Origin of the sequence: Collinsella sp. TF11-5AC (assembly GCF_003436775.1) — a bacterium.
In the GTDB taxonomy this organism is placed as follows: Bacteria; Actinomycetota; Coriobacteriia; order Coriobacteriales; family Coriobacteriaceae; genus Collinsella.
This window is the reverse complement of sequence record NZ_QSQO01000012.1, coordinates 1-16279: the sequence shown is the minus strand read 5'-3', so window position 1 is coordinate 16279 and position 16279 is coordinate 1. Positions and strand designations below refer to the sequence as shown.

14 protein-coding genes are annotated in these 16279 nt (G+C 58.0%); 9 read left to right on the top strand and 5 right to left on the bottom strand.

The window, feature by feature from the left end; translation table 11 throughout:
* Positions 1 to 62 precede the first annotated feature (62 nt).
* From DXD16_RS06535 to DXD16_RS06525, 3 genes are all read left to right on the top strand, one after another.
* Positions 63 to 1301, top strand: coding sequence for an agmatine/peptidylarginine deiminase (locus DXD16_RS06535; RefSeq protein ID WP_117655533.1), 1239 nt, complete (start codon positions 63 to 65; stop codon positions 1299 to 1301).
* A gap of 121 nt (positions 1302 to 1422) precedes the next feature.
* A complete protein-coding gene (locus DXD16_RS06530; RefSeq protein WP_117635843.1) occupies positions 1423 to 2487 on the top strand; it encodes an ornithine carbamoyltransferase in 1065 nt (354 codons plus the stop codon).
* 11 nt (positions 2488 to 2498) lie between these two features.
* Complete coding sequence (locus tag DXD16_RS06525; protein WP_117655532.1) at positions 2499 to 3764, top strand: MFS transporter; 1266 nt, start codon at positions 2499 to 2501, stop codon at positions 3762 to 3764.
* A 91-nt stretch (positions 3765 to 3855) separates the two neighbouring features.
* Here DXD16_RS06525 and DXD16_RS06520 read toward each other — a convergent pair whose 3' ends face one another.
* The 5 genes from DXD16_RS06520 to DXD16_RS06500 form a co-directional block, all read right to left on the bottom strand.
* Positions 3856 to 4989, bottom strand: a complete 1134-nt coding sequence (locus tag DXD16_RS06520; RefSeq protein ID WP_117655531.1) for a hypothetical protein — start codon at positions 4987 to 4989, stop codon at positions 3856 to 3858.
* A gap of 63 nt (positions 4990 to 5052) precedes the next feature.
* The gene (locus tag DXD16_RS06515) at positions 5053 to 5580 is read right to left on the bottom strand and encodes a DUF3592 domain-containing protein (protein ID WP_117655530.1); all 528 of its coding nucleotides are present in this window, start codon (positions 5578 to 5580) and stop codon (positions 5053 to 5055) included.
* Between the two features lie 466 nt (positions 5581 to 6046).
* On the bottom strand, positions 6047 to 6520 hold the full coding sequence (locus tag DXD16_RS06510) for a flavodoxin (protein ID WP_117655529.1): 474 nt from the start codon (positions 6518 to 6520) through the stop codon (positions 6047 to 6049).
* Positions 6521 to 6583: 63 nt separating this feature from the next.
* Positions 6584 to 6817 carry a hypothetical protein gene (locus tag DXD16_RS06505; RefSeq protein WP_117655528.1) on the bottom strand — a complete coding sequence of 78 codons (234 nt, stop codon included), beginning with the start codon at positions 6815 to 6817 and terminating at the stop codon, positions 6584 to 6586.
* Between the two features lie 4 nt (positions 6818 to 6821).
* Positions 6822 to 7841: an aldo/keto reductase gene (locus tag DXD16_RS06500; RefSeq protein ID WP_117655527.1), complete on the bottom strand. Its 1020-nt coding sequence runs from the start codon at positions 7839 to 7841 to the stop codon at positions 6822 to 6824.
* 138 nt (positions 7842 to 7979) lie between these two features.
* Here DXD16_RS06500 and DXD16_RS06495 point away from each other — a divergent pair, with 138 nt between their 5' ends.
* From DXD16_RS06495 to DXD16_RS06475, 6 genes are all read left to right on the top strand, one after another.
* A complete protein-coding gene (locus DXD16_RS06495) occupies positions 7980 to 8861 on the top strand; it encodes a LysR family transcriptional regulator (protein ID WP_117655526.1) in 882 nt (293 codons plus the stop codon).
* 112 nt (positions 8862 to 8973) lie between these two features.
* Entirely contained in the window at positions 8974 to 11418 is a 2445-nt protein-coding gene (locus DXD16_RS06490; protein ID WP_117655525.1) for an HAD-IC family P-type ATPase, read from the top strand.
* Between the two features lie 9 nt (positions 11419 to 11427).
* A complete protein-coding gene (locus tag DXD16_RS06485; protein WP_117655524.1) occupies positions 11428 to 11910 on the top strand; it encodes a winged helix-turn-helix domain-containing protein in 483 nt (160 codons plus the stop codon).
* 272 nt (positions 11911 to 12182) lie between these two features.
* Complete coding sequence (gene mgtA / locus DXD16_RS06480) at positions 12183 to 14945, top strand: magnesium-translocating P-type ATPase (RefSeq protein ID WP_117655566.1); 2763 nt, start codon at positions 12183 to 12185, stop codon at positions 14943 to 14945.
* Between the two features lie 30 nt (positions 14946 to 14975).
* Positions 14976 to 15131 (top strand): hypothetical protein, encoded by a 156-nt coding sequence (locus DXD16_RS10375; protein ID WP_199408140.1) that lies wholly within the window; start codon positions 14976 to 14978, stop codon positions 15129 to 15131.
* Positions 15132 to 15241: 110 nt separating this feature from the next.
* Positions 15242 to 16195 carry a tRNA-dihydrouridine synthase gene (locus tag DXD16_RS06475; protein WP_117655565.1) on the top strand — a complete coding sequence of 318 codons (954 nt, stop codon included), beginning with the start codon at positions 15242 to 15244 and terminating at the stop codon, positions 16193 to 16195.
* Positions 16196 to 16279 lie beyond the last annotated feature (84 nt).

Here is a 16279-nt window from a genome sequence, read left to right as displayed (position 1 = left end):
GTGTAACCCCGCTATTGTCGCGGCCGGACAGCATTGCGGGAAACCCGACGGAAGGACCAACCATGTACGAGAACTATCGTATGCCGGGCGAGTTTGAGAAGCGCTCCAACGTCTATGTGACATGGCTTCCCGATTACATTCGCGCAGAGGGCTTCGATAATCGCCAGCCCTGCGTTGACGTAATTAAAGCTTTGCTTGAGTATGGCGACGTTACGGTCAACCTCAACTGTGGCACCCCCGGCTCCTACGAGGAAGCCTGCTCGCGCCTTAAAGAGGAAGGGGTGGATTTCGACCGTATCCAGATTACGCAGTTCGAAGATTCCAACTTCTACGTTCGCGACAACGGCCCCAGCATCATGGTCGACGACGAAGGCCATTCCTATATGGTCAACCCCGCTTGGACCTATTACGGCGTGTGGGACAAGAACTCCCCAGAGTGCCAGTCCGCACGCAGGGCAGCTGTTCACATGGCGGTTGCGCTCGGGTGTTTCGATATCGTCAATTCCGAAATGGTTTCGGAGGGCGGCGACCGCGAGTTTGACGGTCACGGCACCCTGATCGCCATCGAGGACACGGAATGCCGCAAGCGCAATCCCGAGTTCTCAAAAGAGGAAGTGGAGGCCGAGTACAAGCGCATCTACAACCTCAACAAGGTTATCTGGCTGCCGCAGCCTATGCTTGAGGACGACGACTATCGACTGGGCATCCTCGACGAGAAGGAAGATGGAACTCCTGTCTTCGGCATGAGCTTCGCCGCCCACATCGATGAGATGTGCCGCTTTATCACCCCGAACAAGATTCTTCTTGCCGAGGTATCCGATGAGGAGGCCGCGTCGAGCAAGGCGGGCGCGGAGTCGCGTCGTCGCATCGACGCCGCCTACGAGATCCTGCGCGCTGAGACGGACTGGGAGGGCAAGCCCTTCGAAATCGTCCGCATGCCCACTGCCGAGCCGATCGAGGTTGTCATCGCCCCCGGCGACGAGGACTACGAGCTGTATAAAGGCTTCATCGACGAAATGGGCGGCAAGTTCATGGATGGCACCCCTTGGCCCGAAGGCCCCGTTCACTTTTATGCCGCAGCAAGCTACTGCAACTTCCTCATCTGCAATGGCGTCGTTCTTGGCCAGCGTTATTACCACGAAGGCATGAGCGAAGTCGTGAAGGAGAAGGATGAGCAGGCCAAGGCGGTTCTTGAGAGCTGCTTCCCCGATCGCAAGGTCATCATGATCGACTCTCTCGCGCTTAACCTGTCCGGCGGCGGCGTGCACTGCTGGACCAAGGACGTGGCCGCCAGCTGCTAGCAAGTTCTTAAACTTGCGCTGCCTGATCCAGGCGCCACATTTACAGTCCCCGAGGGATATCCGTGTTTCCCTCGGGGGCACATTCGACACTTACCCATCAAACAATTGAAAGGAAATAGGCATGAACAACAGCCTTCGCGGTCGCGACTACCTCAACATCCACGATCTTTCCTCTGAGGATTTCCGTTACCTCATCGATCTTGCCTGGAACCTCAAGGCCCAGAAAAAGTCCGGTGTCGACCAGCGCTACTTCCCCGGCAAGAACGTTCTCGCCAACTTTGAGTGGGGCTCGACCCGCACTCGCTGCGCCTTTGAGACCTCTTGCAACGACCTGGGCATGGGCTTCACCTATCTGACCAACTCCCACATGGGTGATTGCGAGACCATCGAGGATGCCATGCGCGTCTTCAACGGCATGTATGATCTCATTGTCTATCGTGCACAAAAGGACGAGCAGTTCCTCTATGATGTCGCCGACTTGGTCGATATTCCAGTCATCAATGCCCTCACTCTCGGCGATCACCCGACCCAGATGCTCGCAGACGCTCTCACGATGGAGGAGCAGTGGGGTGGCCTGCGCACGAGCCGTGGCAAGAAGATGGCCTTCGTTGGCAACTGCGCCGGTGCCCCCGTGTGGTATGGCCGTCTGTGCGCGATGCTCGACATGGACTTCCTCGCCATCGGCCCCGACGACCTCCGTCACCAGATGTGCAAGGAAATGATCGAGGAGGTCGAGGCCTGCTACGCCAAGTACGCGCCCAACAGGACCTTCACCATCACCTCTGACCTTGATGCTCTGGACGGTGTCGACGTAATCGTTACCGAGGAGTGGCGCTACATCAACCCCGAGTGCGGCGATGAGGTTCTGGACCCCGATGACTACAACTCTTGGCTTGGCGACGCCGAGTCCCTGTACCCCTATCGCGTCACCAGTGAGCTGTGCAAGCGCACCAACAACCCCGACATCTTCTGCATGCACGAGCTCCCCTCTGTTCACAACGCAAATCACCGCGTTGGCAAGATGTTGCTCGACCAGTGCAAGAACGACCTGCATCGTGAAATCATCACCGAGGGCTTTGAGATTGCGGACGAGTGCTTTGAGGCCAACGCGTCGGTCATCTTTCGTGAGGCAGAGAACCGTCAGCACACCATCAAGGCCGTTATGTGCGCCCTTCTGGGTCTCTAGGAGCTGTATCAATGGAAAGTGCAAAGTTAAAGAGCAGCAAGGTTTACGCATGGGTTCTCGTGATTGCGCTCGGCCTCATGTCTGCCGGTACGACCGGATCCTATAGCGTAATCGCTGGCTCCTTCGTCGCGCCCGTGTGCGAGGAGTTCGGATTTGACTACTCCATCTTCTCGTATTACTTCACTGCAACGCTCATTGGTCTTGCGGCAGCTCTTCCGTTTGTCGGAAAACTCATCCCCAAGGTTGTTGGCAAGTTTTGGCTCCCCGTCGTCGAGCTTATTCTGCTCGCCGCTGGCGTAGGCATGGCCTTCTACACCGAAGTCTGGATGTTCATCGCAGCTGGCGCCTTGATTGGCGTTTGCTTCGCCTTCACTACCGGCGTCGCCATGTCCGATGTTATTGACCAGTGGTTCAAAAAATCTGGCGGCCTGGCAATTGGCCTCGCTTGGGCAGTGAACTCGATTTACATGCTCATCATGAGCCCCGTCATCACCTCTGTCATTGAGGCTGCTGGCTGGAGGACTGGTTATCTGGTGCTCGCTGGCGTCTCCGCCGTGCTCATTCTTCCCGCTTCCATCCTGATTATCCGCTATAAGCCCCAGGACAAGGGCATGCTGCCCTATGGCTATGTCGAAGGCGAGACGGTCGCTGAGACCGAGGAAACGACCGAGGATAGTGCACGTGGCGTTAGCTACGCACGCGCTATTAAGTCGCCTGCATTCTTTTTCTGCATCGGCTTCCTCTGCCTCGTTCAGCTTACTTGCTGCATGAACCAACTGTTCCCCACCTATGCCGCCGAGGTCGGCTTTAGCCCCATGGTGGGTGGCTTCATGGTTTCCGCCGCATCGCTGTTCGACCTGTTCCTCAACCCGATCGTCGGTACCACTTGCGATAAGTTTGGCAGCACCAAGGCCATTCTGAGCTGGCTCGCCGTCTCGATTCTCTCCTTTGTCATGCTCATGATGAGCAGCGGCAACTCGACGCTCAGCATTCTTGCTGCCGGTGTTAACGACGTCATGTACGTCATTGCCGGCACCGCTCTGACCGTTTTGGTGATGGACGTCTTTGGCTCCCGTGACTTTGGTCGCATCTTCGCACTCATCTGCTCCGTGGGCTATATCGTCGGTGCCTTTGGCATGCCCGTCATGATGAAGGTATACGAGCTCGTTGGCTCCTTCCAGGGCGTCTTCATCTTCTGCATTGCATGCAACGTCATCATCGGTCTGTTTTTGCTGCTGGCAAAGAAGACTGGCAAGAATCTCTCCTGGGATGAATAATTCGATTCGTCTTAGATATACGCTGTAGGACTTAACATGCAGTAACCTTAGGGCATCGACTAATGTCGGTGCCCTTTGTCACATTCTGCGCCTAGCTCGTTTTGCCCATCAACGTGATGCGTATACTTGGATGGGTGTACTCGTCAAACTCATCCTCGGGATCCGTATCAAACGAGTAATACGTTTTGACGGGGTCGTCACTCGTCCTGATAGAGATTCTCTCGTAGAGCGAACCGCTCAAAAAAGCCTGCCTAAACTCTTCGGGGAGCTTCTGCGGTGCTAGGAGCTCGGGGCTTGCGGTCTTGATGTCTATGGTTTGGACAACAGAGGAAAGCTCGTCAAGGTCGAGCTCGATACGGGCGAGGTTGTCCTCGAGGCTCGCGTCGGGGTCGATCTCTGCCGCGTAGCTCACTTCCGTGAGCGTTCCCTTGTTGTCAAAATCCAGGTACGTATAGGTCTTTTGGGCATCGGAGTCGCCGTCGTGCAGATAGCCGCGGACGTGATAGCCGTAATCTTGATATCGCTCGTAGGGGTCATCGGCAGACACGTACTCGCATGAGGGCTCCAGCGCCTTACGGGCGATGGAGATCTGCTCGGCTGCAGCCGCGGCATTCTCCTGCATCTCGATGTTTCCCTGCGCCAGCTGCGGGATATAGGCGCCGCACACGATTGCGAGGGGCAGCGTCACAAGCGCGACGACCCACTTTTTTGCACGGGGGATAGGCACGCCACAGGCCTCTGCCACGGCCTTTGCGTTGGCGAAGCTCTCGGCAAGCACATCTGCCGCGGTGGCGACGGCGCCTACGGCAGCGGCGACCTCTGCCGCGCCGCCTAGGTTGCGCGCGGTCTCGTTGTCACTGTTCCTGAGCAGGCGCGCGGCGGCCTGCGTACCAACAACGCCTGCGATCTGTGCCGAGCGGTCTTTCTCGCTCTGCTCGACGGCGAGCCGGTACTGCATTTCCTTCCACTGCTTGCCACGCATGCCAAAGCGCGGGGCGAGAGCGCAATAACAGAATATGACGAGCTCGATGGCGGTGAGCACCAAGGCGGTCATCATTCCCGTCTCTTGGAAGCCTTCGTGATGGAAGACGATGTCGTCGATCATTTCGAAAGGAATAATCGATAAGGGCAGCACGAATGCCATGGCAAGCGCCGCGCCGGCAACCTTGGGGCAGATGCAGTATCGCTGGATGCGCTTACGTTCTTGTTCGGAAAGTGTTGCCATAGTCAATCCTTGGTGTCGTAACGGTCGTTGCGGCGCATAGGGCGCGGGGCGCATCAGTTTGAGCTAGCGCTGGATAAGAACATAGAGCAAGATGCTCATCGCGATGAGCAAGAAGCCTGCGATGTTAAACATCAGCGTGGCAAAGTTGCCCACGATGGGGCGTTCGACATAGCTTTTGCCTGGGTTGCTGGGGTTGTAGTGTACGGTCATTTGACTGCCGAGGGGCCAAAGCTGCTCTGCAAGGGTGTCTAGGCGGGCGATGGGCCCCGTCTGTACGTGCAGCCAGCCCTTGGGGTCTTCGTGGGCGGCGGCTTGTGTGCGGATGGGGAGTCCCGACAAGCTTTTGGTCTTTATGCCGCGGAATTGTTTTGTCGCGAGGTATTGCGTGCCGTCGACGGTGTATTCCAAAACGGGATGCATTCTGCCTTCACCCATCAAGCGATGGTCGATGACCGTCCCCATGGTCACGGCGGTACAGGCCTTGGCTTTCTTGCGGGCGGCGGCCTTCATGAGCATGCTCGCTCCTATAAACAGGATGCCGATGCCCCCAACCAAGATGAGCGCAAGCAGGGATATCTGTGACGTGGCCATGGCGTTCTCCTTTGGCGCGATACCGTCATATGTGACCCAGTATAGAGAATCCCGCCATCGATGAGCTGCTGCAGGGAGTTTGAATTCTCATCGCTCTCCGCCTGGGCGCTCGTTGGAATGTGACAAAGGGACAGTCCCTTTGTCACATTGGGGACTGCGGAAATCGAGGTCTAATACTTTTCCCGAGAAGTGAACGAGTGAAAACGGACCCCCGAAGCATCGACACTTTTGGCGTGCAATTTCCCGCGGTTTTACTAGTCAAATCCTGCGGTTTTGACGCCTAAAAAAGTCAATGCTTCGGGGGTCCAAATACAGCCGTTCACTTCTCGGGAAAAGTATTAGACCTCGAAATATGGGCGGCGTTCGCGAGCGGCAACTGGAGCGTAAACCCGTGCGTTTCTTCGTTGGGAGCGTCGGGCGAGCTCCTCTGTCCTGGAGTAGATTGTCCGCTTAGGTCTTTGGCGCGTTAGAGGTACCTTGCCGCGAACTTCTCGATGTCGGCGTTGCTTGCGTTGTTGAGAATGCCGCCGTCAACGATCTTTGCGCCTGGAGCGCTTGCCCTAAGGACCGACGCCGTTTTGCCCATTCCGCTTCCGCCCGAGGTGGCAAACAGGACGACCGTTTTGCCCGTCAGGTCGTAAGACTCAAGGAACGTGTTGATGATCGCCGGCGCCACGTACCACCAGATGGGAAATCCCAAAAAGATGGTGTCGTAGTCTTCGATGTGCTCGACTTTAGAGGTTATGGCAGGGTGGCAGGAGGGGTCGGCTGCCTCGAGCGTGCTGCGGCTCTGCTTGTCACGCCAGTCAAGATCGGCGCTTGTGTATGGATCGGCGGGCACAATGGCGAACAGGTCGCTGTCCGTCATGCGAGCCAAGCGACTCGCAATGTCCATCGTGGTTCCCGATGCGCTGAAATATGCTACAAGTGTTTTTGCCATTGGAACTCCTTTTGTTGCTACGGTTGTGGTTGTGCCGAGTTGCTATTCGGCGCTGCCTCATGCTCACAATCTTGAGCGGCTTGAACAGCATCCGGTCGAGGCACTGCGTAGCCGATAGATGAGATAGTCAAGGCATTCGAGCTTCTGTTGCCCCGCGTGTATATCGTTGAGCAATTCGCGGCGATGCCGTTTTAGTAGGCAAATGCGCGCGCAGTCGCTGGCGGCAGTACCGTACAGCTCGATAAACTCTTCGTTGCAGCCGGCGTCGCGTAGGCCGTCGATGATGTTGTCGTCCATGGCATCACTTTGTGGTTTTGACCTTGGTGGTGCCGGCAAGCGGCTTTTCGCCGGGACGGGCCTTGGGACCAACGAGCGCATGCGGTTGATAAAGCTCCTCGAGGAAGTCGATCTCGGCGGGGGAGAGCGTTATGTCGAGCGCAGCTACGGCGTCGTCGACTCGCTCGGGCTTGGAGCAACCCACGATGGGCGCCTCGACTCCACGCGCCCAGTGCCACGCCAGCGCAATCTGCGGCATCGACACGTCATGATCGGCGGCAACCTTGGCCACACGCTCGACGACGGGCATGTCGATGGCGCGGTTATGGTCATACTTATTGGCCATGGTCGTGTCGGTGGTGCCACGTGTGCTCGAGCTTTCCCACGTGGGGCGGCAGAGGTGTCCCGACGCCAGGGGGCTGTATGGCGTAAGGGCCATGTCGAACTGGCGGCATACCGGAATCATCTCCCGCTCGTCCTCTCGGTACAGCAGGTTGTAGTGGCACTGCATGCTCGTAAAGGGCGTCCATCCGTGGTCGCGTGCGACGATCTGCAGGTTGTGCAGCTGGTAGGCATACATAGCGCTGGCGCCGAGCGCGCGGACCTTGCCCTCGCGCACCAGATCGTTGAGCGCTTCCATGGTCTCTTCCATGGGGACGTCGTAATCGAAGCGGTGGATGATGTAAAGATCCAGGTAATCGGTGCCCAAGCGCTTGAGCGAGCCTTCGATCTCACGTTTGATGGCGTCGGCGGAAAGGCCGCCTTCGTTGAAGTGAACCTTGCTAGCTAGCACGACGCTCTCGCGAGCGATTCCCAGATTGCGCAGGGCGGCGCCAATGTACTCTTCGCTCGTGCCAAAGCTGTAGCAGTTCGCGGTATCGATAAAGTTGATTCCGGTGTCGAGTGCGCGTTTGATGACGGCGCGCGTATCGTCGGGTCCGATGGTCCATTGGTGAAAGTCGGGGCTGGCCTCGCCAAAGCTCATGCCTCCCAGGCAGAGTTTAGAGACTTTGATGCCGGAATGTCCAAGGGTGGTGTACTGCATGGTGTTCTCCTTATCTTTGAGGGGATGGCTATAGCGTACGTTGATAGGTTAATAATGTATATTGCTCATATCGACTAGCTAGGTATACGAATACCAAATGGCTGGCGAGTGGAATACCTTGTCTGAGTTGAGGGTGCAATGGAGCTACGGACTTTACGTTACTTTTTGGCGGTGGCGCGTGAGGAAAACATGACCGAGGCGGCAAACGTGCTACACGTGACGCAGCCTACGCTGTCACGTCAGATTGCCGATCTTGAGCGCGAGCTGGGCGTCGAGCTTTTTGAGCGCACCAATCGATCATGTGTGCTTACGAGCGATGGCATGCGACTGCGCCAGCGCGCCGAGGAAATCGTCTCGCTGGTGGAGCAGACCGAGCTGGAGTTGGCGGATCGGGAGCTCGGCATTGCGGGCGTTGTCCGCATTGGCGCCGGTGAAACCAAATCGATGCGGCCGGTGCTCGATATCTTTGCGGAGCTGCATCGGGATCATCCAGGAGTGACGATAGAACTCTATACCGGTAATGCCGATGCGGTAGAGGAGCGCTTGGAGCGTGGCCTGCTCGACTTTGCGCTGTTGTTGGAGCCTGTTAACGTCGAGAAATACGAATGGATTCGTATGCCCGAGGCGGATCGAGTCGGTGCCGTTGTCGCCGCGAGCGGTCCATGGGGCGAGCTTGACGTGCTGACGCCTACGGACGTGGCGAAGATGCCGCTGCTGGTGAGTTCGCGCACCTCGAATCGAGCGCTGGACCTGGAAGTGTGGTCGAGCGGCGTCCTTAGCGTCGATGAACTCAACATCGTGGGGCATTTCGATCTGATCGGCAACGCGTCACATCTGGTGCGTTCGGGTGCTGCGTGTGCGGTTAGCATTGGAAGCTTGCTGCAGATAGATGAAGGCAGCGATTTGCGTTTTGTCCCATTTGAGCCGCCGCTTACCATTGCATCGTATCTGGTATGGAAAAAATATCGCCTGCGTTCCCGCGCCTGCGAAGAGTTCCTGAACCGCTTGAATGGGATGTGACAAAGGGACTGTCCCTTTGTCACATGTAAAAGCAAGGAAGTCGCAAGGTCTGGGTCGGGGGTGCCGATATACACCTCGGATACAATCGAAGCTACGCTAGAAAGAGGCTTCGATGATTAGAAAATCATTCTTCAACCCGTTCTCGTCCTTGCTGCTTGCGCTGGCCGGTTTGGCTTTTTTGGTCGATGTCGTTCCGCAGGCGCAGGGCCAGACGGGGGTGTTTGCGCCTGCCGTGCTGTTTGTAATGTGGCTGGCCGGCGGCTTGGTGCGCCTGTTCTACGAAAATGAGGCCAAGCGCAGCTTTGATCGCCATATGTTAAAGGCGAGCCATGCGGCCGTTTGGAAACGTGTCGACGCATGCTGGGTCCAAGTCGATGCCGACCGGCTTGCACCCGGCGATGTGATTCGCCTGTACGCCGGCATGCTCTGTCCGGTCGATGCGGTTCTTGCCAAGGGCAATCACATTCTTGTTTCCGAGTCATCACTTACGGGCGAGAGCGGCCAGACTGCCAAGCGTGAGGGCGATGCCGTTCGCGCGGGGACGACGATTGTTGACGGCAAGGCCTCGGCAACCGTTCTTGCGAGTGCCGACAAGGAGGAGGCCGTGCCGCGTCGGCGCGTCTGCCCTGCCACGCAGTTTAATGCCGGGGCCCAGAGCATTTGCGCGGCTTTGGTCAAGTGCATGCTGATCGTGCTGCCGTTTGTCATCATGATTCGCGGCGTCGTGCTGGGCGACTGGACGCAAGCGCTGCTGTTTGCTTTGGGAACGGCCGTGGGTCTGGTTCCCGAAATGCTTCCGGTGGTTACGAGCGTCTGTCTGTCGGGCAGCGCCCGCCGCCTCAAAAGCAAACGGGTCATCGTTAAAAACGTCGACGCTATGGAGTCGCTGGGCTCCATGGACGTGGTGTGCGTAGACAAGACGGGTACGCTGACCGAAGACGCCGCGGTGCTGGAGTACTACACCGATATCCTGGGCAACGAGAGCGAGCAGACCCTCAACTTAGCGTATCTCGAGAGTGCGAATCAGGGAGTTGCCGCCAATCAACTTAACCGGGCTATTGCCGATGCGTGTGCCGCACCCGAGCTTTGCCTTGCTGCCAAAGATCTTGGCCGTGCATTTATCCTGCATGCGTCCGATCCCTTTGACCACGTTACCAAAGCGTCAGGCGTCAAGCTCGACGCTACGCCGGAGGCACTTGGGTGCTTGGGGCTGCCGGCTCGTCCCGATAGTCACCTGACCATTGTTAAAGGCGAGGTCGAGAGCGTTTGCGCGCATTGCGCCTGGGCGAACTTTAAAGGCGAGCTCGTTCCCATGAACGAAGAAGGGCGCCGGAGTGCGTACGAGGTTGCCGAGGACATGCGTGCCGATGGCATCAAAGTGCTCGCTGTCGCCTACAGTACGACGGCGGCAGGCTGGGACGGCCTGGTGCTGTGCGGTTTTCTGGGCTTCTTCGACCGGCCAAAGACCAGTGCCCGCGCTGCCGTTCGCTCGCTGTCCGATCTGTCTGTCGAGGTACGCGTACTGACCGGTGACTCGGCATCGGTCGCTCGTTCTACCTGTGCGCGCCTTGGGATTCCCGCCAGTAATGTCATCACGGGCGCCACGCTCGATGCCATGGAGGAGTCCGAGGCGCTTATCCAGGTGGGACGCACTCGCGTCTTTGCCGAACTCACGCCCGCGCAAAAGGCGCGTATCGTAGGGCTCATCCGGCTTTCGGGCCATACCGTCGGCTATATCGGCGACGGCGTGAATGACGTGCCGGCGCTCACGGCGGCAGACGTCGGCATCGTCGTGGATTCTGCCGCCGCCGAGTCCAAGAAGGTCGCCGACCTCGTGCTGCTCGAGCGCGACCTGGACGTCGTTGCCGAGGGCGTGCGCGAGGGCAGGGCCTCGTTCGCCAATGCCTCCAAGTACATCCGCATCGCGTCAAGTTCTAACTTTGGCAATATCTGCTCGGTGGCTGCCGCCAGCATCTTTTTGCCCTTTGTGCCGGCGACCGCCACTCAGCTGCTTCTGCTCAACCTGCTTTACGACGCGACCTGCCTGGCGCTGTCGTGGGATAACGTTGACGTCGAGGAGATTTCTCGCCCCAAGGCATGGTCGGGCAAGGGCTTGGGCGGCTTTATGCTCCATTTTGGTTTTGCAAGCTCGGCATTTGACATCATCACATTTGCCATCTTGTTCTTTGGCGTGTGCCCTGCTGTATGCGGCGCATCTTTTATGGCACTGGATGCCGCGGGTAGGGCGGCCTTTATCGCCACGTTCCAAGCCGGTTGGCTGCTGGAGTGCGCATGGACCGAGTCTCTGGTGCTTTTGGTCTTGCGAACACGATGCGCTCGCGGGGCGGACCGTCCGCGCCGTCTGCTCGTGATGATGGTTGGCGTCATGCTTGTCGTGTCTGCCTTGCTCGCACTTGGCCCGGCGGTGCGGCTGATCGGCCTCGCCGCTTTACCGGCGTGGTATTTGGGCGTCGTCGCGCTGCTCAGCGTGCTGTACCTTGTTGTCGTTTCGGTCATCAAGCGGGTCTATCTGTCCCGTGCGAGCAGCTTGTTCTAGGGTGGTTCTATGCGAACGAACAGAACCAACATAGCGATCACGCCCGCCGAGGCCGCCGAGCTCAGCGGTGCGCTGTTCTCGTCCGGTAGTGCCGCCGCCCTTGAGCTTGCGCCCATATTTGCCGATATCGCGTCGGGCAGGCTCACGTCCGTTGAACTGATGCTCGCGGGCTCGCAGCCCGGTTCGGGCACAGAACCCATCGTTATCGATGGGCTGTCGATTGACCTGGCTTCGCGCACCGTGAAAGTCCTGGGGGCGCCCGTCTCGCTCACACCCAAGGAGTTTGACATCCTTGCCTTTTTGGCCACCAATCGGGGCACGGTCTTTAGCAAAGAAGAAATCTATCGGGCCGTGTGGCGGGACGAGTATTTGCTCGACGACAGCAACATCATGGCCTTTGTCCGAAAGATACGAAAGAAGATTGAGCCCGAGCCCGATAACCCGCGCTATCTGTTAACCGTGTGGGGCGTGGGCTACAAGATGGCCGAATGACGCTTTGGCCTATTGCCGCTGCCGATTGAAGGCAGCAGAACAATCCTTGCCGAATCGCAAGAAAGCCGCAAGAAACCAGCCATGTGCTGGGTCTTGCGGCTTTTCTATTCTGTGAACAGTCGCAGACGCGAAGGAGAGGTGAGGACCTTGAGCGGCAGTGACAGTACCGGAAGCGCAGGGCGATGTGCGCCGCCGCGGGCCCATCTTGTTAAGGACCGCCGCAGCTAAGTTGCTCTGCACGCAATCGATAGAACGGAGCGTAATAAGTGAAGATGTTAACCATGCACCGCGCGGCATCGACGGCTCAAGCGCGGCACGATTTGATTCGACATCGTGCGGAGGGGCGCATTCAGTATGCGGCGACCATTCCGCTGACCGATGCTTTGGCATGGGTCGGGTCCAACTTGGGTGGCCTGGACCGCGACGAGGTCGCACACAGCGAGGCGGACAACGGGCGCAACGTGGTCACGCGCGGCAAGAAAAAGTCGCTAGCCCGCAGGCTCGCAGATGCCTTCGTCAACCCCTTTACGGCAATCCTGTTTTTCCTGGCCATTATCTCGGCGGCAACGGACATGGTGTTTCCCTCCCTTTCGCTTATGGGAAGCACGCCGGAAGATTTCGATCCGCTGACCGTGATTATCATCACCACGATGGTGGTGCTTTCGGGCACGTTGCGCTATATCCAGGAGGCGCGTAGCGGCAACGCGGCCGAAAAGCTGCTCGACATGATCACGACGACCGTGACGGCCACTCGAAAGGATGCTCCCAAAAAGGAGATTCCCATCGACGACGTGGTGGTCGGCGACATCGTGCACCTTTCCGCTGGCGACATGATCCCCGCAGACGTGAGGATCATCGAGGCAAAGGATCTCTTTGTGAGCCAGGCCAGCCTGACGGGCGAGAGCGAGCCTGTCGAGAAGGTGCCCGCGACCTGCGCAGAATCCGACTCGGCAACGTCGTTCGAGAATATCGCCCTTATGGGCAGCAGCGTGATCTCGGGCAGCGCGACCGCAGTCGTCTTTAGCGTGGGCGAGCAGACCCTGTTTGGCTCCATGGCGTCGAGCCTTTCGGATGACGCCGTGGAGACCAGCTTTTCCAAAGGCGTCAATGGCGTCTCGTGGGTGCTCATCCGCTTTATGATGGTGATGGTTCCGTTCGTCTTTTTGATTAACGGCGTTACCAAGGACGATTGGCTCGATGCCGGCCTCTTTGCCATCAGCATCGCCGTGGGCCTCACGCCCGAGATGCTGCCCATGATCGTCACCACGTGTCTTGCCAAGGGCGCAGTTGCCATGAGCAAAAAGCAGACCATCGTCAAGAACCTCAACTCGATTCAGAACTTTGGCGCCATGGATGTGCTGTGTACGGATAAGACCGGCACGCTGACACAGGACCAGGTGGTGCTGGAATATCACTGGAATATCAATGGACAGGAGGATTCGCGCGTTCTGCGCCATGCCTATCTCAACAGTTATTTCCAGACGGGTTACAAGAACCTCATGGACCTGGCGATTATCAAGTGCACCGAGGAAGAGGAGCACAACGACCCGAGTCTCACCGACCTTTCGGAGGCATATGTAAAGGTCGACGAGGTGCCGTTTGATTTTACGCGCCGTCGCCTTACCACCGTGGTGCGCGACCGCAGCGGTAAGACTCAGATGGTCACCAAGGGCGCTGTCGAGGAAATGCTCTCGGTGTGCTCGCACGCCGAGATCGATGGCGCGGTTCGCGTGCTGGACGACGAGGTGCGCAAGCGTATCCTGGCAACGGTCGCCGATTTAAACGACGACGGTTTTCGTGTGTTGGCGATTGCGCAAAAGTCCAATCCTTCGCCGGCCGGTGCCTTTAGCGCCGAGGACGAGTGCGATATGGTCCTGATCGGCTATCTGGCGTTTTTGGATCCGCCCAAAGAGTCGACGGCCGATGCCATCGAGGCGCTGCGCAACCATGGTGTCGTCACCAAGATTTTGACCGGCGACAACGAGAAGGTCACGCGCACCATCTGCAAGCAGGTGGGGCTGCAGGTCAACAACATGCTGCTGGGTAGCGACATTGCCACCATGGATGATGCGGAGCTCGCTCGTCGTGCCGAGGACGTGCAGGTGTTTGCCAAGCTCACGCCCGACCAAAAGGCGCGTGTCGTCTCCGTCCTGCGCGACAACGGGCATGTTGTGGGCTACATGGGTGACGGCATCAACGATGCCTCGGCCATGAAGTCGTCCGATATCGGCATCTCGGTCGATACCGCCGTCGACGTTGCCAAGGAGTCGGCGGACATCATCTTGCTTGAGAAGGACCTGATAGTGCTCGAGGAAGGCATCGTCGAGGGGCGTAAGACCTACGCCAACATGATCAAGTACATCAAGATGACCGCGAGCTCAAACTTCGGCAACATGTTTAGCGTGCTTGCCGCGTCTGCCCTGCTGCCGTTTTTGCCCATGATGAGCATCCAGCTGATTCTGCTCAACTTGATTTATGACTGCAGCTGCCTGGCGATTCCCTGGGATAACGTGGACGAGGAGTTCCTGCGCGTGCCGCGTACCTGGGATGCGTCGAGTGTCGGCAGGTTCATGATCTGGATCGGGCCTACCAGCTCCATCTTTGACTTTATGACCTATATCTTTATGTATTTTGTCTTCTGTCCGCTGTTTGTGAGCCACGGCGTGCTGTTTAACGATCTTGCGCACGTTTACTCGGGCGCTGCGCTGGAGCAGATGCAGCTGGCATACATCGCGCTGTTCCAGGCCGGTTGGTTTGTCGAGTCCATGTGGAGTCAGACGTTGGTCATTCATATGATCCGCACGCCCAAGCTGCCGTTTATTCAGAGCCGTGCCTCGGCGCCGGTGATGCTGCTCACGATGACGGGCATCGCGCTGCTCACGGCGATTCCGTTTAGCCCGCTTGGGCCTACGTTGGGCCTGGGTGCCCTGCCCGTTGAGTACTTCCTGTTCCTGATCCCGTGCATCTTGCTGTATATGGCGTTGGCAACAAGCCTTAAGAAGGCCTATGTCAGGCGCTATGGCGAGTTGCTGTAACAGGGGATTTGACATGAGAGGAGCGTTCGCATGAATTGGACGCAGATTTGGATTGACCTGTTTGGCACCTCGGAGTGGCTCGGCCTGAATATGGGCTTTTGGGTGGCCAACGGCGTGGTGCTCATCATCGTCGTCATTATGAACGTCGTCTTTTGGAGCATGAAGCCGCTGCCGAAGGACGAATAACGTGCATGGGGCCGCTTGCGTTGCTGTGCCAAAATAAACACTCGAATGATGATTTGTAGATGTGACAAAGGGACTGTCCCTTTGCCGCATTGATCTGAGAGTAGATGTTGATGATTCTATCGTTGGCCCCTATGGAGGGGATTACTGGGCATGTGTTCCGTCGCGTGCACGCGGAGTGCTTCGGTGCGCTCGATTGCTATTACACGCCGTTCTTGCCGCCGCCGCGCGTGGGGAACCGCTTTGGCGGTAAGACGTTTAAAGAGGTCGATCCCGCCAATAACCAGGGGCTTAACGTGGTGCCTCAGCTGATGTCCAAGAACGCGGACGAGTTTGTGTGGGCGGCACAGGTGCTCGCCGACATGGGTTATCGCGAGGTCAATCTCAACTTGGGTTGTCCTTCGGGAACGGTTGTCGCCAAGGGCAAGGGTTCGGGTTTCTTGCGCAATCTCGACGAGCTCGAGGTGTTCTTGAGCGACGTGTGCGAGCACTCGCCGCTGCCGGTGTCGGTCAAGACCAGGCTGGGGTTGGAAAGCGACGACGAATACGAGCGCGTACTCGACCTCTATTGCCGCATGCCGCTGGCAGAGCTGATCGTGCATCCGCGCGTGCAAAAGGACCGCTATACGGGATCACCGCGCAAGGAGTTTTACGGCGAGACGCTGGAGCGTGCGCCGTTCCCCGTGGCCTATAACGGCGACATTTTCGATCTTGAGGATATGGACGCGCTGGTGGAGGCCTATCCCGGCACGCGCCATGTAATGCTGGGACGCGGCCTGCTTGCGAACCCCGCTCTGGCTCGCATGGTCAACGGCGGTCCCGCTGCCACGGCAGCCGAGCTGCAGCGTTTCCACGACACGCTGTTTGCGGCCTATGCGGACGAGATCGGCGGCAACGCGGTCTTCCGCATGAAGGAGTGGTGGTTCTACGCCAAATGCGCCTTCGCCGATCCCGCGACCGTTCACAAGCTCGTACGCAAGACCAAAAAGGTCGATGAATACCGCGCCGCTGTCGAGCGCGTCTTTCGCGAGCAGCCGCTCGCGCCCATAGCCCGCTTCGACGGCTAGCCAGTCATTGGGGACGTTCTTTAACGACTAGTCATTTAAGAACGTCCATTACAGTCGAAATTGTCAGCCCGGGACCGTCTCGGG

What these genes read in the sequence shown, in the direction of transcription:
- DXD16_RS06495 (WP_117655526.1), top strand. Translation starts at nt 7,980, where the DNA reads ATGGAGCTACGGACTTTACGTTACTTTTTGGCGGTGGCGCGTGAGGAA.
- mgtA (WP_117655566.1), top strand. Translation starts at nt 12,183, where the DNA reads ATGTTAACCATGCACCGCGCGGCATCGACGGCTCAAGCGCGGCACGAT.
- DXD16_RS06485 (WP_117655524.1), top strand. Translation starts at nt 11,428, where the DNA reads ATGCGAACGAACAGAACCAACATAGCGATCACGCCCGCCGAGGCCGCC.
- DXD16_RS06515 (WP_117655530.1), bottom strand. Translation starts at nt 5,580, where the DNA reads ATGGCCACGTCACAGATATCCCTGCTTGCGCTCATCTTGGTTGGGGGC.
- DXD16_RS06510 (WP_117655529.1), bottom strand. Translation starts at nt 6,520, where the DNA reads ATGGCAAAAACACTTGTAGCATATTTCAGCGCATCGGGAACCACGATG.
- DXD16_RS06530 (WP_117635843.1), top strand. Translation starts at nt 1,423, where the DNA reads ATGAACAACAGCCTTCGCGGTCGCGACTACCTCAACATCCACGATCTT.
- DXD16_RS06520 (WP_117655531.1), bottom strand. Translation starts at nt 4,989, where the DNA reads ATGGCAACACTTTCCGAACAAGAACGTAAGCGCATCCAGCGATACTGC.
- DXD16_RS06525 (WP_117655532.1), top strand. Translation starts at nt 2,499, where the DNA reads ATGGAAAGTGCAAAGTTAAAGAGCAGCAAGGTTTACGCATGGGTTCTC.
- DXD16_RS06505 (WP_117655528.1), bottom strand. Translation starts at nt 6,817, where the DNA reads ATGGACGACAACATCATCGACGGCCTACGCGACGCCGGCTGCAACGAA.
- DXD16_RS06535 (WP_117655533.1), top strand. Translation starts at nt 63, where the DNA reads ATGTACGAGAACTATCGTATGCCGGGCGAGTTTGAGAAGCGCTCCAAC.
- DXD16_RS10375 (WP_199408140.1), top strand. Translation starts at nt 14,976, where the DNA reads ATGAATTGGACGCAGATTTGGATTGACCTGTTTGGCACCTCGGAGTGG.
- DXD16_RS06490 (WP_117655525.1), top strand. Translation starts at nt 8,974, where the DNA reads ATGATTAGAAAATCATTCTTCAACCCGTTCTCGTCCTTGCTGCTTGCG.
- DXD16_RS06500 (WP_117655527.1), bottom strand. Translation starts at nt 7,841, where the DNA reads ATGCAGTACACCACCCTTGGACATTCCGGCATCAAAGTCTCTAAACTC.
- DXD16_RS06475 (WP_117655565.1), top strand. Translation starts at nt 15,242, where the DNA reads ATGATTCTATCGTTGGCCCCTATGGAGGGGATTACTGGGCATGTGTTC.